20 protein-coding genes are annotated in these 22,486 nt (G+C 42.1%); 4 read left to right on the top strand and 16 right to left on the bottom strand.

The features are described 5' to 3' along the window. Window positions 1-201 precede the first annotated feature (201 nt). The gene (locus KXU80_RS27020) at window positions 202-1,116 is read right to left on the bottom strand and encodes a phosphotransferase (RefSeq protein ID WP_219836160.1); all 915 of its coding nucleotides are present in this window, start codon (window positions 1,114-1,116) and stop codon (window positions 202-204) included. A gap of 162 nt (window positions 1,117-1,278) precedes the next feature. Beyond that, a complete protein-coding gene (locus tag KXU80_RS27015) occupies window positions 1,279-1,920 on the bottom strand; it encodes an HAD family hydrolase (protein ID WP_219836159.1) in 642 nt (213 codons plus the stop codon). Between the two features lie 242 nt (window positions 1,921-2,162). Here KXU80_RS27015 and KXU80_RS27010 point away from each other — a divergent pair, with 242 nt between their 5' ends. After that, window positions 2,163-3,422, top strand: coding sequence for a carboxylate--amine ligase (locus tag KXU80_RS27010; protein ID WP_219836158.1), 1,260 nt, complete (start codon window positions 2,163-2,165; stop codon window positions 3,420-3,422). A gap of 158 nt (window positions 3,423-3,580) precedes the next feature. Here KXU80_RS27010 and KXU80_RS27005 read toward each other — a convergent pair whose 3' ends face one another. Further along, window positions 3,581-4,021, bottom strand: coding sequence for a DUF4362 domain-containing protein (locus KXU80_RS27005; protein ID WP_219836157.1), 441 nt, complete (start codon window positions 4,019-4,021; stop codon window positions 3,581-3,583). Between the two features lie 311 nt (window positions 4,022-4,332). Between KXU80_RS27005 and KXU80_RS27000 the strand changes: the two genes are divergently transcribed. Next, the gene (locus KXU80_RS27000) at window positions 4,333-5,058 is read left to right on the top strand and encodes a P-loop NTPase family protein (protein ID WP_219836156.1); all 726 of its coding nucleotides are present in this window, start codon (window positions 4,333-4,335) and stop codon (window positions 5,056-5,058) included. A gap of 1,079 nt (window positions 5,059-6,137) precedes the next feature. Here the strand turns inward: KXU80_RS27000 and KXU80_RS26995 are convergent. The 7 genes from KXU80_RS26995 to tcmP form a co-directional block, all read right to left on the bottom strand. After that, window positions 6,138-6,494, bottom strand: coding sequence for a DUF6572 domain-containing protein (locus tag KXU80_RS26995; RefSeq protein WP_219836155.1), 357 nt, complete (start codon window positions 6,492-6,494; stop codon window positions 6,138-6,140). A gap of 142 nt (window positions 6,495-6,636) precedes the next feature. Further along, window positions 6,637-7,269 (bottom strand): hypothetical protein, encoded by a 633-nt coding sequence (locus KXU80_RS26990; RefSeq protein WP_219836154.1) that lies wholly within the window; start codon window positions 7,267-7,269, stop codon window positions 6,637-6,639. 192 nt (window positions 7,270-7,461) lie between these two features. After that, window positions 7,462-8,025 (bottom strand): histidine phosphatase family protein, encoded by a 564-nt coding sequence (locus KXU80_RS26985; RefSeq protein WP_219836153.1) that lies wholly within the window; start codon window positions 8,023-8,025, stop codon window positions 7,462-7,464. Between the two features lie 764 nt (window positions 8,026-8,789). Further along, a complete protein-coding gene (locus tag KXU80_RS26980; RefSeq protein WP_219836152.1) occupies window positions 8,790-10,100 on the bottom strand; it encodes a YaaC family protein in 1,311 nt (436 codons plus the stop codon). A 213-nt stretch (window positions 10,101-10,313) separates the two neighbouring features. Then, on the bottom strand, window positions 10,314-11,177 hold the full coding sequence (locus KXU80_RS26975) for a hypothetical protein (protein WP_219836151.1): 864 nt from the start codon (window positions 11,175-11,177) through the stop codon (window positions 10,314-10,316). 51 nt (window positions 11,178-11,228) lie between these two features. Next, window positions 11,229-11,933 (bottom strand): DUF5131 family protein, encoded by a 705-nt coding sequence (locus KXU80_RS26970; protein WP_219836150.1) that lies wholly within the window; start codon window positions 11,931-11,933, stop codon window positions 11,229-11,231. A gap of 26 nt (window positions 11,934-11,959) precedes the next feature. Beyond that, entirely contained in the window at window positions 11,960-13,195 is a 1,236-nt protein-coding gene (tcmP, locus tag KXU80_RS26965) for a three-Cys-motif partner protein TcmP (protein ID WP_219836149.1), read from the bottom strand. Window positions 13,196-13,514: 319 nt separating this feature from the next. On the opposite strand from tcmP, the gene KXU80_RS26960 reads away from it, so the two are divergent. After that, window positions 13,515-14,714 (top strand): site-specific integrase, encoded by a 1,200-nt coding sequence (locus KXU80_RS26960; protein WP_219836148.1) that lies wholly within the window; start codon window positions 13,515-13,517, stop codon window positions 14,712-14,714. A 542-nt stretch (window positions 14,715-15,256) separates the two neighbouring features. Here the strand turns inward: KXU80_RS26960 and KXU80_RS26955 are convergent. Both KXU80_RS26955 and KXU80_RS26950 read right to left on the bottom strand, forming a co-directional pair. Beyond that, window positions 15,257-15,586, bottom strand: coding sequence for a hypothetical protein (locus KXU80_RS26955; RefSeq protein ID WP_219836147.1), 330 nt, complete (start codon window positions 15,584-15,586; stop codon window positions 15,257-15,259). Window positions 15,587-15,654: 68 nt separating this feature from the next. Next, on the bottom strand, window positions 15,655-16,455 hold the full coding sequence (locus KXU80_RS26950) for a DUF2971 domain-containing protein (protein ID WP_219836146.1): 801 nt from the start codon (window positions 16,453-16,455) through the stop codon (window positions 15,655-15,657). 743 nt (window positions 16,456-17,198) lie between these two features. On the opposite strand from KXU80_RS26950, the gene KXU80_RS28575 reads away from it, so the two are divergent. Beyond that, a complete protein-coding gene (locus KXU80_RS28575) occupies window positions 17,199-17,381 on the top strand; it encodes a YheC/YheD family protein (RefSeq protein WP_374987731.1) in 183 nt (60 codons plus the stop codon). 370 nt (window positions 17,382-17,751) lie between these two features. Here the strand turns inward: KXU80_RS28575 and KXU80_RS26945 are convergent, their stop codons facing one another. The 4 genes from KXU80_RS26945 to KXU80_RS26930 all read right to left on the bottom strand — a co-directional run bounded on the left by KXU80_RS26945 (window position 17,752) and on the right by KXU80_RS26930 (window position 22,308). Next, a complete protein-coding gene (locus KXU80_RS26945; RefSeq protein ID WP_219836145.1) occupies window positions 17,752-18,849 on the bottom strand; it encodes an extracellular solute-binding protein in 1,098 nt (365 codons plus the stop codon). A gap of 14 nt (window positions 18,850-18,863) precedes the next feature. Beyond that, a complete protein-coding gene (locus KXU80_RS26940) occupies window positions 18,864-20,675 on the bottom strand; it encodes an RNA polymerase sigma factor (RefSeq protein WP_219836144.1) in 1,812 nt (603 codons plus the stop codon). 280 nt (window positions 20,676-20,955) lie between these two features. Continuing rightward, window positions 20,956-21,360, bottom strand: a complete 405-nt coding sequence (locus KXU80_RS26935) for a GNAT family N-acetyltransferase (RefSeq protein ID WP_219836143.1) — start codon at window positions 21,358-21,360, stop codon at window positions 20,956-20,958. Between the two features lie 600 nt (window positions 21,361-21,960). Then, on the bottom strand, window positions 21,961-22,308 hold the full coding sequence (locus KXU80_RS26930; protein WP_219836142.1) for a hypothetical protein: 348 nt from the start codon (window positions 22,306-22,308) through the stop codon (window positions 21,961-21,963). Window positions 22,309-22,486: the final 178 nt, after the last annotated feature.

Here is a 22,486-nt window from a genome sequence, read left to right as displayed (position 1 = left end):
CTACCCTGGACGAGAAAAAACTCCAGACTGCCGCTGCAGATTGAACTACCGTTCCCAGTTAGCGCAACGACTAACTCTGTTGAATTTCGTGTTCCTCAACATAAAGCGGTATCAGAGAAGGCGAATCGTACCTTATCGCGGTCTTTAAACGACAAAATGGTGCCGATAGCCATAGCCCATAGCTGCAACGAAATAATGAGCCTAATCCGACAGTGCCCGCATGATGTTGGATTTCGCCTCTGCCGTAATCGCTTCATTCCTGTCATCGACCGCTTGCATCAAGATCAGTACGGGGATGTATACCGCGATCAGCCGCGCCAGCAGCTTCGTTTCCTCGTCCGCTCCTCCGTAAGTTTCGAAAAACACGCCGCGAGCGTATGGTGGTAAAAAGCTGTAAGCAACGCTCAAATCGCAAGCCGGATGGCCTACGCTCAGATCGCCCCAATCAATGATGCCGGAAATGATCCCGTTCTCATTCACAAGCATATTTTTGAAATGAAGATCGCCATGTAGCAGTGCATTCACCGCCTCGACACGGTCCGTTTGCAGCCTGCTAATATACGCTTCGATCACACCGGACTCCTCCGGCGACAAGTGTTCAACCACCTTCGATAGAAAGCCCTCCAATTTCACTTTGCGCGATGCTATGTCCGTCAAGCTTCGATGATCTTGCTGAACTCCGCACTTCAGCGCCGCCTGCACCGGAAACTCATGCAATCTCCGCAAAAATTTCGCCAGCGTCTCTGCCGATAAAGCCCGGCGTTCTTCCGTCAAACCGATGGGGAAATCTCCTGGCACGTAGGCATAGCCAAGAAATGGTGCCGGGTATTCGTCACTTGCTTCGCCATAAAACAACGGTTTCGGATAGGGGATGGTCATATATGCCTCCAGCTTCGGCAGCAGCTTCCCTTCCATACGAATCGAGCCAACTGCAATCGTTCTTCTTGGAAACCGGAACACGTACTCGTCACCGATGAGAAAAACCGTATTGTCCCAGCCCCAGCCCAATCGCTTCACTTGCTTCGATGACAGCTGAGGGAATTGTCTGCCGATCAGCGTCCGCGCCTGCTCTTCGTTAACCTCCCACTCCGCATCCCATACATTCGTTCCTCCCATGAAATGTCTGCCTCCTCGTTCCTTACTTTATTTAGACGTTTACATTCCCTGGAAGTTACGCATAACTGCCCGTACTTCAACGACAAACAGCAGCCGAATGTCTTTTCGGCTGCCGTCGTGTTGTATTGAGCTATCGTCTCCAGTTAGCTTAAGCCCCTTGTGTTATTGCCAATTCAAGATAATATCCTTTAGTTCAATCAGAGTCTTGATTCGATAGCTGGCTTTTGTGAAGTCATGTGTTTTTGTGAAGTCATTATGTACAATAGCACAGTCGATACCAGCCGCCACGGCTGAGTTCAACCCTCTGTTTGAATCCTCTACAACCAGGGTCTCTTCTTTGGTAGCTCCGAAACGCTCTAAGCCAGTCAAGTATGGTTCCGGGTGCGGCTTGGTGCGCTCGTAGTCTTCACGAACAAGGACGAATTCCATGAATTGTCTAATCTGACGCTTTTCATGAATAAGTTGAAAATCCGCACGTTTTGCAGTTGTCACGATCGCCATGCGGACGTACTTTGACAGCTCGGCTAGAGTTTCAACTACGCCTTCGATCTCTATAGCTTCTGTTCTTAGATATTCCTGATAATAGACGTTGCGGATCTCACGCTGCTTGCTGATGGTCTGTTCATCAATACCTGCCGCCCTAGCTTGGGACCAAGTGCCCAATGACTGGGTCATATCGCGAAGGTATTGATCTTTATCCAAAGTAAATCCAATATCAGCCAGAGCGCGTGCACCCGCTTTGTAGTACCAGAATTCCGTATCAACCAGAACACCATCATGATCGAAGAGTATGTACTTTTTCATTGTTTCGTTCTCCTTTGTCAACTGCGGCAACCTTGGTGGCCTTCAAGTATTTTATATTGTCCTCCAGCCTGCCAACCCTCTGTACAGATTATTTTTATTGCCCTAACAATGTTTTATAATAGGCCCTTCGAAAGTCCGCTGATTAATCGGGCAATCCTTTCGCTTGAACATCTCAGATCCTTGGACTTAAATAAGCTATAATAAGAACGATGAACAAAGAACTTGTTAAACGAGGAGAACTTATGAATCGTCACGATTTTCTACCCATCATACTTGGCAGCGATGAGAACGCCTACGGTAATGTCAGACTTATCCACGAAACCTACGAGGTTAAACCGCTACTGCTCTGTACGCGGTTGTTGATTCCAACCATGCATAGCACTTTGTTCGAACTCGTCCAAATTGACCGCTTCGACCAAGAAGACGTATTCCCCAATGCGTTGTTGTCCATCTTGGAGAAGTATGCCGAACCAAATAGGAAATTGATCGTCATTCCTTGTTCAGATTATTATGCGGGGATGTTATCGCGCCATTATGACAAGTTCAAAGGACTGGTTGCGAATCACTTCTTATCTGACAAGTTGCTGGAAACGCTCGATACAAAAGATAAGTTCTATGCCTTGTGCGAACGATTCGGTTTAGACTACCCAAAGACGATCGTTTGTGAACCGCACGAACGCGAAAACGCTTTAGATCGCATGGATTTTCAATTTCCGATTGTAGTAAAGCCCGAGAATAGTAATGCGTTTGAATACCTTCATTGTCACTTTGAAGGTAAGAAAAAGGTGTTCTTTTTTGACAAGCGAGAAGATTATTTGGCGATGATCCGTAATATGAATACATCCGCTTATATCGGGAAATTGATCATCCAAGAGTTTATTCCGGGCGGCGGCAGTGCCATGCGTGTAATCAACAGCTACTCCGATGATCATGGAAACGTTAAAATGATGTGTCTCGGCCAGCCCGTACTCGAAGAGTACGCACCGAAAACGCTCGGAAACTACGCCGCTATCATAAGCCGCTTCGATATGGACATTTATGCAAAGGTCAAGGCATTCTTGGAAAACATCGGTTATGTCGGATTTTCCAATATTGACATGAAGTTCGATAGCAGGACGGGCAAATATATGATGTTTGAAATCAATCCGCGATTGGGTAGAAGTAGTTTGTTTGTCCGGGCAGCGGGTTTGAACATGATTGAAGCGCTCATGGATCAAGTCGTTTACGGCAAAGAAACCGATTGCGTGTATGGGCAAGTTTCTGCGCTGTGGACGAATGTGCCAAAAATGGTATTAAGGCGCTACATCTCCGATCCGGCATTGTCGGCTGAGATCGATCAGCATTATAGACAGAAGAATTTAATCCGTTCGGTCTGGTACAACAGGGATCTGAATCTAAAGCGATTAATCAGCATCACTCGCTATTTTTTCGGTCACGTCAATAACTATAGACGTTATTATTTCGATAAAGAACATGCCTCGTTCGCAAATCTGCAAGGCTAAGCAGATGAATTGAAAAAAGGTAGCCGATCGTTTTGAACTGCACCCAATTGCTAGATGGTGTCTAATAATTGGGGTGCAGTTCAGTTCTAACCTGCTGCCTTCTTTTTGTTAAACTATCGTTTCCCGTTAGTTGAATAAAAAAAGGTGAGATACAACGTTTACTTTGGGATTTTGAAGATTGGAATACTCTTGTCACCCTGATTTTCGCATTTATCAAGTGTATATACATATGAGTCTGATTTTTCACTCACGCTAATATTCTTGCACTGATAAACCTCTTTTCCTTTCTCTGCACTCATACCATCTCTTGTGTTATCAACTGTCCACGTAATCTCTTTCCCATTAGAATGTACATCATATATCCAGTACCCACCATCAATCACTGGTGGGATTAACATGAGATAGTCTCCATCGCCATTATTATGTCGTTGAACCAACTCATTCAGTCTACTAACGTCCTTTTCATCGAATCGAGTCAGGATAGTGTCTTTTGTATCATTTCGTTTCGATGAACCATTTTGCGTAAGAGTTACGGTTAGAACAATAACCAACAGCGCGATAACTCCAATTAAAACACTGATTATCAACTTAGTTTTCAAATAAGATAGCCCCTTAAAAACTTAATAACTACATTGTGCATGCATATTGACGCATAATGTTCATCAAAGTTGCACTATACTGCCCGTTACTTCAATGGACAACGGCAGCCGATCGTGACCAGCTGCCGTTGCATCTTCATTCAGCTATCGTTTCCTGTTAGCGCAATAAAGTTCTGCTCACTACGGCGGTGTTGTGAAAATGCTCTAAATTCAAAACGGAAAAGCATTAGCCCCGTCGAAGAGAGGGGATTTCTTCCTAATGTCGAAAGTATGATCGATATACTTACCAAAGGAGGCATTCCGAAACATCCATGAACGAAAAACGACACTCACCATCCATTCATTCTCCGAAAAGATTGCTTATTATCGACGGTATCCCCGGCTCCGGCAAAACGACGGCGGCGATCCGCATTCATAACCGGTTGACAGCGCAAGGTGTACGCGCAAGATGCCTGCTCGAGCAGGAAGAAAATCACCCTTTGCTGCCGCCCATGGAGCAGTACTATGCATTGAATACCACAGAAGGCGCCAACGCCTTCATCCGGCAGCTAGTTGACCGGTACGGCCGGTTCGTCGAGGAGCAGTTAAGCAGCCCCGATGACCTCGTCATTATCGAAAGCGTCCTTTTCCAGGACATTGTCAGCGTCTCGCATATGCAAGGCATGAATATCGCGCAACTCCAAAGTTTTACCGAATCGCTGCAACTGATGTTGATTCCGCTGAACCCTCACCTGATCTACTATTACCACACCGATGTCGAAGGGCAGTGGCGGTACATATGTGGCATTCGCGGCAACGAATGGGGACCGGTCTCCTTTCAATCGGACGAAGATTTCATTCAGGCTGGCAAGGTGTGGAGCGCAAGCCAGGCATTCGTACGCTCGGTCGTCGATGCGTGGCCGATCCCGAAGTTGATCATTCAAAACAATGATTATACTTGGGAAGAGTATGACGCGCGAATAGACGGCTTTGTGTCGGAATCGTTACTGAGCGTAAGAGACGGCGAGCGGAAGGAGCCCGTTTTCCCGCCCGAATAAACGGTTTGCGCTCATCGTAACGGCAATCATTCCAAGAATCGATTATGAACATACGACCAAATGAAAAAGGGCTGGCCCGAATTCGCTTTGAGTATCCCGTTACTTCAATGAAAAAGCAGACCACGTTGTGATCTGCTCTGTTCAACTATCGTTCCCCGTTAGCTGAATATCACTATGAATGCATCATCATAAATCTAATTCATACGCAAAGTAGTACACGAGACATAGGATTGCCCCTGCAACAGGCAGCCAAATTTTTGGAGCCCGCAACTTGTTATGTTTGAAGTAGGCAAAACAATTAAGTACCAACCCAACTACTGGGATAATCCCAACTTTGTAGAGCACGATGCTTACTAACCCGATGCAAAAGCCGACCCAAGAAAGTGTAGGTGCTTTTGACGGTCTTAACGGTTTATATGATAAAGGTTCCATATATCACACTTCCTTTCAGCAGCGCCGTGTTTTTATTGAGAATAACGGCAGCCTATATGCCGGCTACCGTATCTTTGTGTTTATTGAGTTATAGTACCTGTTAGCTAAACAAAGGATGGTCTAGAAACTCACAGTTTTGTTCATCCGCTTCGCTGAAATCAGGTAAAGAAAAAGAACCACACCAAAAAGGTTCCAAACACTAGGTATTGACGCGACACAAAGATAAAGTCCATAAGGTATGGACCAAACAAACACAATATACATTAAGGTTCGATTATTCCTAAACGAAGTTACAATACCCAAAAACGCTGGGAGAATCAACGTTGCAATAATGATTAAAAGCGTGTCGTTACCTATTGGTGTACTTGAATACGGATTCCAAAACAAAAAAACACAACACAATACGATGCATCCTACGGAAGCAACCAATCCGAGAAAGGAAACTTTCATTAACACACTCCTTTTAAATAGTTGAGCAAAGGCAGCACTTAGAACGGATGCCTTTACTGTTTAGCTGATTGAATTGAATTAACGTTCCCAGTTAGTTTAATCATTTATTACGATTCGACGAGGAATTTATTCAGTAGAAAAAAAAAGTTCTCTACTAAAATTGGTCAGACTTGCTACGGGTTGCAAACAAGTTCTTTCTATGTATCTGCTTCGACATCATTATGTCGTAACCAGACTAGCGAAATATCGTTCTCTCTCAACGCATAGTCCTTGAGATTTTTTATCAACTTCATACCGATCTCAGGAATCGGATACTCGGCGTAAATCGTAATTTCGATTGGGCGGTTGGAGTACTTAGGATACTGTTCGTCCATATTGCCGCTCTCGACAAAATCCAGATAACGATATACTTTCGTCTGCATCAGCCCTAAGTGGGATTCAACATCCGACCAGTCCAAATCATCGACAATAGAAAGTCTTGTCGTATTCGAGGGCATATGTATGGATATGAAATCAATTAAATCCAGATTGGTGATTGCCAGGAAATTCTCCATCCTTTCAAAAATACCAGAAAAATGACCTTAATCCTTTTCAGTAAAGACATAACCGATTATCCAGCTCGAAAGCTTAAAGATAAAAAGGAACAGCTGCCACGGCGGTAAACTGTTCCCTGGATCGCTAAACTATCGTTCTCCGTTAGTCAAATAGGGTATATGGGTACATCCTAATATTTCCAGCAACGAATAATGGTCGACAAACATCCAATGCACGATAAGCCGAGCGTTCTAAGTATGCCAAAATCTCTTCGAACGAAAAAATGCTCAACTCTTGCTCAACGTATTCAATTGGATAGTTAAAGTCGTCCAGTGCATGTTTCTTTAATTCTAATACATTCTTCTCATCAAGTTCATCAATACTCGGTATGTACACAGCGGAATTTAGGGCTTCGTAAAGTCCATCAGAAGCATATTTTTCATTTAGCTTCGCATTGCACAATCGAAAGTCTTGGTGATAACGCTCGTACAGTGTTAGGTCGTTCTTTAGCCTCTCTTCAAAACCACTAAAATAAGACTTCATTGCCCAAACTTCATCTGCAACTAAATGGGTTAAATAACCCAACATGAAAGGCTCAGTGATACGCTCCTTATATTTCATGATAAACCGACCGTACTCCCATCGCCTGTTGACGCCATACTTAAATCGATCTCCTACGAAATGCGTATCGTTATTTTCTGATTTTGCATCTGGTGCTATCGCTCCAAGGAGCATTTCACCACGTTGCTTGATTGACAACTCCTTGCATACAAAATCTGAAATCAACAAATGCATAAACCTAGACCCCATTCAATCATCCCCTTTATTTTAATTCCAACTGTCTTATGCAATAATAGTACCACATATTGGAAATTGAAGTTCAACAAATCTGCCCATTAGCGTAACGAAAAATGGAACAGCTGCCGCTGGCAAACTGCTCCAAAATGCGTTCAACTAACGTTCCCCGTTAGCTTAGCGACCAACAGACTACAAATTCATTCGATATACTCCAGCCTCACCGAGAAAATCTTTTCTGGTCAATCCTTTTTCTCCAAGCAATATCCGATAATTCGTTATCGTGCCATCATGTGAAATAATGAATATTTTTTTGTAGCTTTCCCCGATCCAATCTAATAACCGAGTAGCATAGCCTTTAAAAATATCTTGTTCGATCCTATTGATTCCATCTTTCCAGCAATCCAAATTGAAATCAAGAATCTCAGTATCTCTATACAGATTTGTAATTTCAGTTTTAGAAAGGATGTGATCACAAGCTAAAAAAGGAAGTTCGGGGTTCTGGGGAAACATTCTCGGACCAACAAATGGAGAGATAATGAAGTTTATACCGTTTTTTATAATACTTGCCGTCTCAATAGTACGTTTAGTTGGACTTACAAGAACTAAATCATCAGGATCAATTTCAATTTCACTTCGTAGTTGCGTCACTTGAAATTTTCCGTACTCCGTAAGACGAGGATGCAGAGTGTTCAACCGATTTGGATAATCGTTGAGATGTTCTCCATGACCGTGCCGAATAAAGATGAATTCCATTTTCCGCCTCCAACATCAAATTCCATATTAGGTATTTCTCTGATGCTATTAAGTAATCCTGCCCGTTAGTTCAACGAAGTCCAGTCAGTCGGGTCTGTTTGCGCCTTTATTATTTAATTTCCCAGCCTATTGTCGGGAATGAGATCAAGTTCTTGTCAATTTCGGTAATGGGATCAAGTTCTTGTCATTTGGTTTTGACAAGAACTTGATCCCATAAATACAAAAAGCCGCGATTTTCGCGGCCTTTAATGAGATAATGTTCTTGTCACCCGACATTACGATAAGAAATCAGATACTCCTTTTCCTCCAAATTATTCCGTTTATTTTAATCAATATTCGATCTTATACGACAATCTTCCTGCAAAACATGGATATTGCGGCAGAGATTCGAATTGACGGTTGCCTGAAGTGTCACTGCTTCAAGCCCTCGGACTCTAGCATTCTGAGACAACTACCAAGTACATTTGCTGAATAAGAAGCTGCGGTGGTAAATGCTCCTTTTCTCGGTATGAAAATTGCTCATTGAAAAGTCGATCGATTACTCTATCAGAACCACAATGCTAATGGAAAGAGCCACCTCGAACATGAGGCGGCTCCGAAAGCTAATTATATTGTTTAGCCCATTAATAGGTAATGGTCCCCTGCATATACTAAAAAGAGTAATTGCAACTTTCGTATTAGCTTTCTTCCACTATAAACAATAAACTGGCAATGCGAACTTATACTTCAAATCAACCCATCGTTTCTCAATGTGTGAAGTATTTCTAATTTCTGAAACCAGTTGCTCTAAAATCATCTCCAGAAATTTCAGATGAAATCATATCAATAAATTGATATAAGGATTTATTAATAAACTCTGAAAGCAACCAACCATGTTGACTGGCTAAATGTGCATCTAATCTGTTAGGATCATATCTAGACATTTCACTCAATCTATGCATAGCAGCAAAAGTGAGAACCAATGAATTCTTATTAATAATTCCCGTTGTCAGATTAGTCCTCTTAAAATACCACAATTCGTTTGTGCTATATATGTACACAAATTTTTTTCTGATTGTTTTATAATAACTTTTGAAGGAATCAAGGTTTGCTTCATTATTTTTACTTGACCAATTAAAAGCTTCTCTACTGCGTAAGTAATAGGCAGCTGTCTTGTAGTAGTCATCCTTTTCGAATGCATCTATATTGGATAACGTTCTTGCGTTTGAATCCCCCTCTTCTAATTGAAATTCCAACCAGCTTTCATTACTATCTCTATCAAAAACGAATCGCGGTTTTACAATAGGAATAAACAACTCAGCTTCACTATTAAAAGTAAGTTTATATGCTCGATGAATATACTCTAGATTATATAAAATACTTTTCAGTGTATGTGTTTCTGGGAAAGATTTTGTTTTTGAACGATTAGTTAAAAAGTCTTTTAATTCACGTTCAAATGTCTGATGATCGTGTTCCGATACATAAGATCTGGTTCTGTTAAAAACCTCTCTAGCAAGCACTGCAGCTTGATTATTTCCGAGTATATTTACATTCCTTTGCGTAAAGTTAATAGGTTCATCTAAGTATTCACATAAACCAGCGAGAACACCTTTTTTATGAATACTAATATGTTCATTTTGTAACTTAATTTGACCAGCTTCATGTTTTCCTGATATTCCATGTTGCAAATCGAAATTAATACGTTTGTATGTAAGTAGCGCTTTGGTAGCATTCAAAAAACAATAATATGTAGTTAACGGTTTAGCAACTAAATCTAGATTTTCTGTTGCTGTATAGAAATTTTTTGCTTGATTCCAATAGTTCACAGCTTCATGACAATGTTCTTCTTTTCCTGAACGCAGAAACAGCTCGATATAATGCCAATGAGAGTCTGTTAGCACAGTTTTTCTGTCGAATTCAGGGTAAACTACTGTTTTTCTTAGAACCAAATCTCTTTTATTATATTTAGAGCATGGTCGCTCTACCGAAGGCTTGCTAGCTTCTTTCAATTCTGAGACTTGCTTTTTAATCTTTTGTTGATTTTCTTCTAAAGAGCTAATTTTTTTAGAAAGTTTATTTATCCTCTGTTCAGACACCTATACCGCCCCTTTAGTAAAATAAGAGAACCTCTGATTATAAATACCCTCTCACAGAAATAACTCATGTCCACACCAAATTAAGGCGAGTTAATCAACAATGAGAGGATTAAAAAAGCTCAGCCATTACCGGCCAAGCTTGAACTCAAATCGAATAGCTTTATATCATTACCAGCATTGCAAGAGTTCTATCAGCGTGATATGTGCCAAAAATTATCCGAGTAAGTTAAGACGTTCATCTATAAAACCAGCAATTTGTTGTGGGGAATACTTAGTTCCATCTACATAACCATCCGTACTGAATACACCATCAACATGTCCTGCATCGAGCCGTACATACATAATCTTGTCAATCGATTTGTCCATAATCATCTCGCGAACTGCTCTAAACTCAAGCCCACACCATTTTTTCTCTTGATACTTTTCACACAAGAATACCACAATAAGTTTTGAACGATTTCTGTAAATATCCTGTAAAAGGGTATCTAATGATGGTCTTGCCAGTTGACCAACATAGTTATTATCGTAAAAGATTCCGTCTTGATCTATTAACTTTCCAACCTCATTTACAACTTGTTCAACTACATCACGCGACTCACCTGCAAATGTAAAAGAGACGTCAAAGTAATGTTTCGTTATGTCAACAGGCTTGCTTTTAATTCCGTTAAAACGAATTCCGACCTTATTTAATTCATCGTAAAGATTTACCTTTTTTATGGCCCAATGAGTTCGGTTTAGCTCCCAGTTCTTTATATCTAACTCAAATTGCAATTCGTGTAATGTAGCTAGCGATAGCACTTCTAGCTTTTGAAAAGTAATTTTAACACCAACCTGTCGCACTAAAATATCTGTAATGTAACCAATACTAGCATCCTTTTGGCAATAGTCTTCATATGCAAAAATACATGGAAGTTTCTTAAGTTCACTAATTTCTTCTTTGCCCAACTTACCGAACTTTTCAAAAACATCCTTATCGGTATATTCACGTAAACAACGATCTACATCATATGTTTTCGTATCTGAATCCCAAGCAGTTTCATCACCTGATATAAAAAGATTATATAGAGCTACCGCCATCAATATGTCGCTCCTTACCAATTACAAAGTATAAAAAAATTCCATTTTCCATTAATGAGGGAACTCATTCCATTCTCGACCATCAAGTAATCTTCCGTTTTTGTGTTTCATTACCCCACCCCACTGCTTGAAAAAGAACGGAACCTCAGCAGTTTGGCATTGATTTAAAATTGATCGAACCCAGTCTGAGTCTATTGGTCGCGCACCTGGACCAGATTCTCCTCCTACAATTACCCAATGAATATCTTGGAGATTCATAGCTTCCAGCTCACCAATTAGTGGTTCGCACGATAAAAATCGCACTCTCGCAGGAACTCTCCTAAGTTCATCAATCCTTCCTACAACACGAGAATTTTCAACACTTGTACCCATCCAGATATTATTTGACCAACTTAAGCGATGTGCCATTTGAACAGCTCTCTGTGGTCTCTTTGTTAGAATCTGATAAGTATGTAATGGGGTTTCATTCATTACTTTGAATACCCGAACAATAAACTCTTCAGATATTTCTTCGTGAAATAAATCAGACATTGAATTCACAAAAACCTTTTTTGGTTTTTTCCATGAATAAGGTAAAGATAGTGCATCAAAATGTTCCTGTGGTTCAAAGCCTTTAGAATATCGCGGATTCCCCATTGCCTTTAGTCGTTTAGCCATGCGCTCAGCATAACAATTCTTGCATCCTTCACTGACCTTACTACAACCAGTCGTCGGATTCCATGTCATGTCTGTCCATTCAATCTTCGTTTCAGACATTTTGTCTCCATCCTTACTTTTCACTACTAAAAGAGCGTTAGTTGTTCTTCAATAGTCTCTAATTGAGTTACTTTATCCTTAATTAAGACAATTTCTATCGATTTCCACTCTTTAATTTTTTTGTTAAATGGCTTCCTTCTATTGGTGCCATCTTGATTAATGACTTTTATAATTTTTTCTTTCCACAACTCATGTAACAGTTCACAAATGACAACGTGAGAAACTTGTATCTCTTGCAGTGTCATGACAAAAATCCTATGTAACAGAATAGGTTTTCCGAGTCCAAAGTTGTTATTGATAAAATCTACAAGCTGCTGCTTAGAGTATTCCAAGTAGGTTTGGTCAATTAACTCTAGATCAAACAAGTCGATTTGCCCACCATTTAGCTCTTTTTCAAAGATATTCTTGTGTTGCTGAGCTTTGACGAAAGATTCTCTCATTTCTAAAAGCGCACGTTCATTATGAGAGCAGTGTACCATATGAAAATATATAAGGTCTGCATGTGGTGATTTAGGATCCTTACATTGAACTCTTTGGCTTACTACAAATAAACCACGCTCTCTAAGCTTTGACTTGTAAAACAAGATAATTGCTTCCTCAAGCTTCACAGAGCCACCATATTCAACAACTTCATTATAGCTATCGGCACCTAGAAACCTCAAAATAAACGGTTGCTCTTTATCATATCGAATAAACCGCACGATATTATAGGTCATAAAGTTAATAAGTACTTCTTTTCGAAATCGTCTACTTCCCTTAGGGTAGAAGAGAAGGTCGATCACATGATCGAATGAAAAGTCCCTCGCGCCATAAAATGGGTCAACAAACCAAAAGCAAGCACAATTCTTAAGAGCTTCTCTAAGCAAAACGTTTTTGCTTTCAACCAGAAAATTCCCATGGAGATTTTGAATACTCACTGTAGTGGAATTTTTCTTTCTGAGCTCTTCCAACTTAATAAAGTTCCCTTCATTGTGCTCAATATTAATAATATGAAATCGAAGAGGCTTAAGAGGATATTGTTCATTAAAGCTCCGTTGAACCTTCTCCATCTCTTCTAATGCAATAAGTGGCGAGCCAAGGTCACCATCAAGAAATTCTCCTCGCCCCGCGAAGCCATCAATATAGTAAATATCTTCTTGATTATTGTGGAAGCTTGCATCCGCTAATATTCTAGACCAGTTTTCTAAATAGAACTGAAGAATGTGATGCTTTAGTCGAGTGTGGTTAGATTTCTCTAGCCAGTGTTCATGTTCATTTGACATAGGCAATCAATCTCCTGCGGCTTATTTGTAAAGTTCCGATGGTCATCGAATCAACAGCACCTCAATAATATCAATCTGTTTGATATATAATTATACTCCTATAGTCCCATTTTGGCGATATGTGGAAATTCAATTAAATTATCTAAACGCAGCCTCTATCGCCTAAAAACAATGAGAGTAGAGAAGGATTATGCATGCTTGTATAGCATGCGCAAATGGATTTATCCGACAACATGTAGTCTGAATAGCCGGTCTTGCAGACAGGGGCAATTATGCTCCTGTCTTTTCATTTTCAAAAACCTATTGGAGGTCGAATCATATGAAAGGCAGCTTGCAAAAACGAAATAAATTCTGGTACATCATTGTCGAAACGAAGGATGAGTCAGGGAAACGGAAGCAAAAGTGGATTAACACCAAATGCGAGAAAAAATCGGATGCCGAGAAAGCTCTGCGAGAGGTACTGACGAAGATGGACAACAATAGCTTTGTTCTTCCTCAACGGAAGCTTACATTCACCGACTTTATGCTGGACTGGCTTCATAACGTCATTAAAAGTAAAGTCGAAGAAACCACATGGGAAGGTTACGAGATGGTCGTAACGAAGCATATCGTCCCTTATTTCAAGAGCCGAAACGGTATATTGCTGCAAGAACTACAGCCAATTCACTTGCAAAAGTACTACGAGACAAAATATCAGGACGATCCCGCAACAGGTAAAAAAGGATTGTCCGCTAAAACATTGCGAAGACATCATGCTAACATTAAATCCGCATTGGATTTCGCAGTTCGAATGAACCTGATTCCGTTTAACCCTGCTGATCGAATCCTACTCCCAAAGGAAGAGAAGTACAATGCCAACTACTACTCAGTCGAACAGCTCGAGAAGCTATTTGAGGTTTGTTTGGGTACTCCGATTGAGTCCGCAGTATATATCGCCGCGCATTATGGCTTGAGGCGTTCCGAGGTTCTGGGCTTAAAGTGGGACTGTATCGACTTCGAAGAAAAGACGATTACGATTAAAGAGGTTCGCGTGAAGATCGGTAAAAAGGTTGTCGTGAAGAAACCTAAAAGCGAAAGCAGCCAGCGCATTTTGCCCTTAATGGAAAACATGGAGGAATACTTAAAACAACTTAAAAAGCAGCACAAGAAAAGTAAACTGCTGTATGGAAAAGATTACGTGGAAAGCGGTCTTGTTTGCTCCTGGCCTGACGGTAGCCCAATAAAGACGGAATACTTGAATCACAAGTTCAAAGACATGCTCGCTAAGAACGAATTGCCGCATATTCGATTCCACGATCTCAGGCATTCAACAGCAAGCTACCTCGTCAAACATGGTATTGGATTGAAAGAAGTTCAAATCTGGTTGGGGCATTCCACATTCAACATTACGGCAAACACCTACGCACACATAGACATCGAAACGAAAAAAGATACAGCACAAAAAATTAATGATCTATTTTCAAAAAAAGCAAGGAAGTGTAACCATGAAGTATACTGTCTGGAGGGCATTAAACGATGAAGGACTAACATCAGTACTGCTAGACATTGCAAGAGCTCATGTAAAGCTTGCTTTGGAGTATAGTGGTTCAAACACATTACCTAGCCGCAAAGAGGTCATAAAAGCCGAAATCCAGCGTCCCTCGAACGTACCATCTGAGCCATCAATCTTTCTTCATGAAGTCAGCACGATATGGTCGTGAGCGTATCGGAAACCCCGAATGGAAGTCCAAAAAGAAGCGCCGTTAGCAAAATGTTAGCAAAACCTCTCCATCAACGAAAAAAGGTTCCAGCCTAATTGAGCTGAAACCCTTGATATTCATGGTATTTAAGGATGCCGAGGACGGGAATCGAACCCGTACGGTGGTCACCCACCGCAGGATTTTAAGTCCTGTGAGTCTTTGTCAATCCGCAAAACCACGTGGATACTAGGTTCTGCACTATCTGTACCGCTATAACTCAACAGGATTCATTACCTCAAAGAGCTCGTGAATCCTGTGCGTCTATATCCTTTATAACAGACCAGGAATGGGAACGCTAATTCGCATCCCAATATTATAGTGGTTAGTCGTCGTACTTTTGAAGATTTCTAATGAGACATTCATTTTCGATTTTAACTACTATTTCTAATAAGCATATTTCTTTATCGTTATCCAAGCTATGCATGGTTATGATGGGCTCTAGGGTATCGAAAATACAGTGTTGATATTGTCTTAATTGATGTAGTTCGGCTCTAGTATTTTCCTTATCTGTGCAGGCCATCTCAAATGTCATGTGATAATCAGAAGTGTTGGCCCCTTTTATAGTTAATAAGAACTGACTATGCTCATATTCAAACCAAGTTTGATACATCCCCGCTTGAACCTTTTTCATACGTAAATTTCGGAAAATCATAACAATCACCTCTCATACAACACCGAGTTTTATACTATCGTAAACCATAAGCTTTCGTGATACCGTTATCACCAGTTTAATTGAAAATAATCCAGTCTGAAAGAGTTCGGACGTTGCGACATTTGAAAAATGCTTAATTGATTTGCTTTGGCTATTTCGATGACTTGTGCTCTGTCTTCTGGTTTCATTCTTAGTCCTAAATAAATAACTTGAGGTGCACATTGCTTCAAAATGTATTTATCTGATTCTAAAACTTGTAGATTACCCAACTGGACGTCACCATAAGGCATATAAAGCTTTTTATCATCTTCTTCGCCATTACATTTGACGAAATTTTCTCCATAAGCCAAACGTCTAATATCAGCATCTCTTAGAGTATATATTGACCTCCATTCTTCCTCGTATTTCCACTCTTTTGATTTCATAAACAACAGGTCATCAATTTGCTTCATATCAAGTTGAGCTGAATTGATTCTGTTAGGCTCCTGCTCATATTTGACCTTATCAAAACGGTCACTTACTTGCATGATATCTTGTTTTGCATAACCCACACAAAAGCCAGAATGCGCACTCGCATAATGTGCCCACATAAGAGGATTATCATATTTTTCAGTTACACATAAGATTCTGTTTTTAAATCTTAACATCTCTTTACTATCCTCAGCGAACCTATTGCTAATATCCATTGGCAAATTCGAACCAATTGAGTCCCAATATTCTTGCTCTTCTGGAGTCACATCAAAATAAAAATGTCCCAATCCCTCAAATGGATCATTGAATTTGTGCAGATCATTAAAGCTAACCATGCCTTTGGCTAAGTAATCAAGTGAGTACTTGTTTACCGAGTAATACCTATATAACAAACTCATAAATCTAGCTCCTCAGGGTTAGTATAATCGTATAACTTTTGCAAACCGTAGTGATACAAAAAATTAACTAGCTGGATTATGCCAATATCTCGACTTGTACCATCCGGAAGCTGCAGCACGGAGAACGGATTCTTCTTCGTCATTTGACCGTGTGCTTTGTCACCGACGGAGCCGAGTAGCGCCGACCAGCGGCTGGTCGCTGTGCACATTTTTGAATACGACATATCATAACGAATGTACGCATTCTCGTCCCCGAAAAGGAATCGGCCAGTCGCCGTTCACCCCATAACGAACCTTTTCTCCGGTATACGTTCGCTTTTTGCTTGTCCTTTTCCAGCGTCTTCAATAAGCACGCATAATTAGCCCTCGAATTGTCTTTCTTCATTATTCCCCAGGCCAATAATATTAGGTCAATTTTACCATGCGAGGTCTATTAATGATATATAATATACATATTGAGAAGTTCTCTCCATCCCGCGGCGTCATCGGCCTCCTGCAACGCTAGCAACCGACGGATCCTGGCCTTCCCACACGAGCCGTGTCTGCGTCCAACTCTCACAGTATGCTACTGACCCGAGTTGCATGGTCGGCCATCATCCGTAAAGCCGATTGTCATGAATCGAGTATGGCTATATGTTCTTGTCTATTTCGGCTAAGCGTACATGTTCTTGTCCTTCAATTTGGACAAGAACATGCATTCATAAAACAAAAAAGTCGCGATTTACGCGACACCTTAAGCATATATGTTCTTGTCCTCTGACAGAATCGATAAGCATGGAGCGGCTTGGTTTATCGAGGCTAATACGAAGCCGGGTAAGAAAGTGATCGAACAGGCCGGCACCTCGGAAGATTATCGAAAAAGCTTGGTATTGCCTTTGTATTATGCAGGGTACGTGATGGGGACGCTTCCTGATTCGCGGATTTAATTGTCATGGCGTTTAGAAAACGGCAGCCGATCAAAATTAGCGCCGCCGTTTTCTGGTGTCGACGATGATGATGACGACAATGAGGAAGAATAAAAAATCTTGGGAAGGAGCAGCAGCGAGTGATTTTTGCCCCTCCGTCACCTTAACGCTTTAACGCACCACTTCATAAAAGGTGGATTTTGTACATATGTCTAAACCCGCGCCGTTACTGGTTTTTTTTCGACGACGGCGGACGGATGATGATGATGATGGAGGATGGTAATACTTCATGTCAAGTTCTTGTCGGATGACAAGAACTTGATGTCTAGTAGATCCTAAATAAAAGTCCGATGCATCCCACTGCGCCTAATCCTGGTCATTTGCTCTCCTTTTATGCGAACCTTGTCCATGACCGCAGGGTTTGGGACACTTCAGTACCATCAAGAATCATCCTATGGATGTCTTCGTTAATGAGTTGACGTGACGAATTCCACTTCTCACTTAGGTAAAACCCGCTTGACCGTACTGCGTCGAGCTCCTCCATGTAACGTGACCAAAGGCGGTGTTCGGTTAGACCTCGCTCCTTCGCTTGAGAGTGTGTGATCGGAAGCGGCCAAGAATGCCTTTCAATGATATAATGGTGTAGAAACTCCCAAGCGAGACGAGGGTTCTTCGACTTCGAAGTAACTCCGGCCGCGCCCATGTAGATCATATTCGACGGATCACCTCCCTGCATTTTTGGCAGACCAACTACTCCGAACTTCTCGTCGATCTTGTGATAGATCAAATCACCGGTGAACCACATATACCCGAAGATCATCGCAAAACCCTCATGAAGATGTCCCGCTTCAGAAGGCTCGTCCGGCTTATGGATAATGCCGTGTACACGATAGGCGTCAATCACTTTGCGGAACGCCTCGATGGTAGCTGGGCTATCAATATACCCCCTAGCAGTCGTGCCATTCGGAGACAGATAGCTTCCGCCATTGCGAAAAACAAACGGCTCATACCACTCGATATCTACACCGATGCCAAAGCCGAACTGTGAAGCGACGCCATGTTCATTTCGGATCGTCAATTTTTTGCCCATCTCGATAAAATCGTCCCATGTTAAATCCTCGGTTGGATACGCCAGTCCGGCACGATCAAACATCTCCTTATTAAAGACAAGAAGCGGAATGCTGACGTCCACCGGCAGCCCTGGCAGCATTCCGTTGTGGCGGGCGACCTTCATCGGACCTTGATATAGATCCTCTTCGAGTCCGTCAACTTCTGCGACATAGGGAATTAAATCTACGAACATGTCTTTGATGTTGAACAGCGACCATCCGCCCGACTCGATGATATCCGGGGCCTCGTCGGATTCATAAGCTTTCTTTGATTCGAAATGATCGGTCGATTGCTCGATCACGACTTTTACGCCAGGATTCAACCGTTCGAACGACTCCTTGGCATCCATTACCCTCTGCAAATGTTGAAACTCCGTCATAAACCGCAACTCTTTCATTGTCTGCTTCCCTCTTCCTCAGCCATTACGGCGAAAATGTTCTCTAGATAACCAACCGCGGCGCTTTCAAAGGCCTTGGCTTTCTCCAACTGTTCAACGCTAACCTCACGCATGTCCGGTGATAGAATTTCCGACGTCTGGATGAAAGGTACGAGCTTGCAGAGTTCAGCCATCGCGCCTGCAGCCTGCTCATAGGCTTCTGATGCCAGCAGCGCCAGCCGCTTCTCCTCTTCTTCAAGAGGTACGCCCCGCAGGTACAGCGCAGCATAACGCTTCGCATCGGCATATACCGCGGAGAGCTGTCCCATTCCGTAACGATTCGGCGCAATATGCGGGTTACGAAGATGACCAATCCAACGGTCATATGCCGCCAAGCCGGACGTGTAATTCAAGTACGAGGTTCGTGGTCGATAATCGCACCCGTGCTTGGCGTAGGTGATTGCGAAGCGTATCGTTCGCAGTGCTTGCTCGCGAGCTGCTATCTCCCTAAGCCGCTTTGTAGTTTCTCCTGCTGTCAGTTTCAGCTTATTGCCGATTCCAGCTAAAAAGCGTACAGGATTATTAATCACGTCGTCGTACGATAGCGTATTGCCTTCCGGCCGAATCGGGTCGGTGAGATGAACAACTCTTAGCCGATCATTGTAGCCGTAGATAACCGACCATTCATACACATATGGCCTCGTAACTATCGTATCAAAGTACAGAACCGGTTTCCCGGCATCGATGTGTCTGCGGATGAACGGAAGAACCGCTTCCTCAATCGGGAGCACGATTGGGAACCGTTCCACCGCCCCGAGCAGCGGAATGGGTGAATCTGCTAGTTGGCCGCATAGCATCGAGATCTCATAACCGATTTCTCGCATCAGTTCACGCAGCGTGGCTCTCCAATCAAACACGTAGATGCCGTCGGCGAATGTTGTTTTATCCGATAGCTTCATACGGAATGCGAAGGTGGACAATCCCATGAGTTCCGTAGCTTCCCATCGGTCGCCTACTGAGGCGAGCATTCGACCAATGCTGTGTACGAACGTTGACATGACTGGAGCGTCTATTTGCCATGGCCGCATCTCAACTTGTTTATTGGTGGACAATCCGCTTCCTCCCTTTTTCTCAGGTAAAAGGAACGAGACGCGAATATGCTCCTTCCGAAGCTTTTGTCGAGAACGGTGGATATACGTATAAATCGAGCCCGTCGTCATTCGATACATTGCAGCGATCTCATCTGGACTCAATTGGCGGAAGAAGTAAGCTTTGAAAATATCTCGCTCTTTGCGGTTCAAGCAATGTAACAGCGCATGAATCGTCTCGTATATTTCCTTGCGCAAAAGGTGCTCTGCCGGGTCCTGCTCCCTCATCGCAGCATCTGTCGCCGTACGTGCTAGATGATAGAGAATGCTGTCTAGGTCCTCCCAGTCAACCTGTGAATCTTTGGTCTCGGGGGAGGAGATAGATACGAATGGCCGTTCTTTCCGGTGCGGACCGCCCCGACGTAATCGCTTGTTCGCTTGATTGCGCACGATACGGTAGAACCAAGCAAGAAAACGACTCTTATCGACGAGTGTCCCCATATGCATAAATGCACGTATGAGAGCATCCTGTACCACGTCATCCGCCATGTGGGGATCCCCTGTTAACCGCTCTGCTAAGCTCCGTGCTTTCTCGCGATGCTGCTCGATCAACTCGCCGAACGCCTCGGTGTCCCCTTGCTGCGCGCGCTCCACCAGCGACTGATCCCGATCGAAGGATACCCTGCCGATTGATACAACCTTATTCGCTGCAAATGCCTTATCTTCCGCCTCGAATACCATGCTTTCCTCCTCGCGTCTCTTCGTCCTATATATGTAGATGCCACAGGTCCACTCGATTTGAACATAATTAATAAAAATAATTTCAGAGTCTGTCCACATGAGAAGTAGTTCTGCCAAAGCACTTCATTATCCTTTTAATGTTGCTCTTATCTGCTCAAGAGTTGGAGGACTGCCACGCGTCAGCCCTTCGGCATTGAACTAACCTCCCGTTAGCGTAATGAAAAATGGAGTAGCTGCCGATGGCAAACTACTCCAAAATGCGTTGAACTATCGTTCTCCGTTAGCTTAGTGATGAATGCGTTTTGAAATATTGATACACTACATTGATTCCATCTTCAATTTCTTCTTTTTCAACAGGAATAACCCTATATGATTCATAGACACTTCTCCAAAATTTCACGGCTGGAGTGTTGTTTTGTGCCTGACTAATTGCATATCTACCAGGATACAATTCAAAGAACTTGTTACAAGCTAATTTACCAATTCCTTTTCTTCTGTGCTTCTTTACGATAAAGAAGGAGTTTAAAACATAGTCAGCAAATTCTTGATTTGAATATGGACCACTCTGCAACAGAATAAAGCCAACTGGGTTACCGTCCAAATTAATAAAAAACGGTGTTAGTCCCTCTTTTTCAAAAAACCAGTCAAATACATCAAATTCGAATAATCCATTCTCAGGATTCAACTCAAGTTTTTCGTTAAATTCGGACAAGTCATGCAGAAACAAAGTCATTAAATTTTTTTAAAATTTCTTTTCGAGCAGCGTCCACCTTTTCAATGATAAGCACAATAATCCCCCCATCAGTATGTCATATCCATTATCTAGTATATTGATAAAATATGGTATAACAGAAATCATTAATAATTAAACTATCCTGCCCGTTAGTTTAACGAAGAGCAATCTTTCATTTCTGGCCGGCTGCATTCAATATGCGATTCCCTGTCTTTCGTCGGGAATGAGATCAAGTTCTTGTCAATTTCGGTAATGGGATCAAGTTCTTGTCATTTGGTTTTGACAAGAACTTGATCCCATAAATAAAAAAGCCGCGATTTTCGCGACTTTTAATGAGATAATGTTCTTGTCACCCGACAAATGTGATTAATTTATTATTTTAATATAATTGTTACGATACACCGTGATCATCAATTATGACTTGCCATTTTTCTAGAACTTCAATCCGCGTAGCCATGTTTTATTCCCCCCTAAATTTCCCTTCAAATCTATTATAACGTGGGGCTCCACATACAAAAAGGCCCCGACCTCGGTACCTGGACGGGGCTCGTCTTACGCCTCTAGCTCATTGATCTGATGCTGGTACGCCGCAAGCGACCTATCAATGAGATCAATATTTCTCTTGATGTCTAGTATCTCAAGAGGGTTTCCCTCTCTAATTTCCTTTAATTCTTTGGCGTTTCTATTAAATGCATTCTCGGTTTTTGCCAAGAAACCCCTATACGTTTCGAAGTCGATTGCTTTGATTTGCTCGAGGTGCTTTAACCTCACACGCAATTCAAAATCCGTATTTTCAACATTAACTATTTCTTGTTCGAGTTCAGAACGCTCTATTTCGAGTTCGATTCTCCATTTCTCCAGTGCTTCCATTTCTTTACGAAGAGTAGCTAAATCGCTCACGGTCAACCCCCCCTAATTTTTTCCTGCAAATCTATTATACCGTAGGGCTTAACATACAAAAAGCCCCCAGCTCTTAGCTGAAGTGCACCCCTTAGAATAGACATTGGAATAAACCCCTGGTTTATCCGGTGAAAATCTAGGGGGTGCACTTTTAATGCCAGCAAAGAAAGGTCAGACG

Origin of the sequence: Paenibacillus sp. R14(2021), assembly GCF_019431355.1 — a bacterium.
GTDB lineage: Bacteria > Bacillota > Bacilli > Paenibacillales > Paenibacillaceae > Paenibacillus_Z.
Note: the sequence above shows the minus strand (reverse complement) of the source record. Positions and strands in the feature narration are given on the sequence as shown.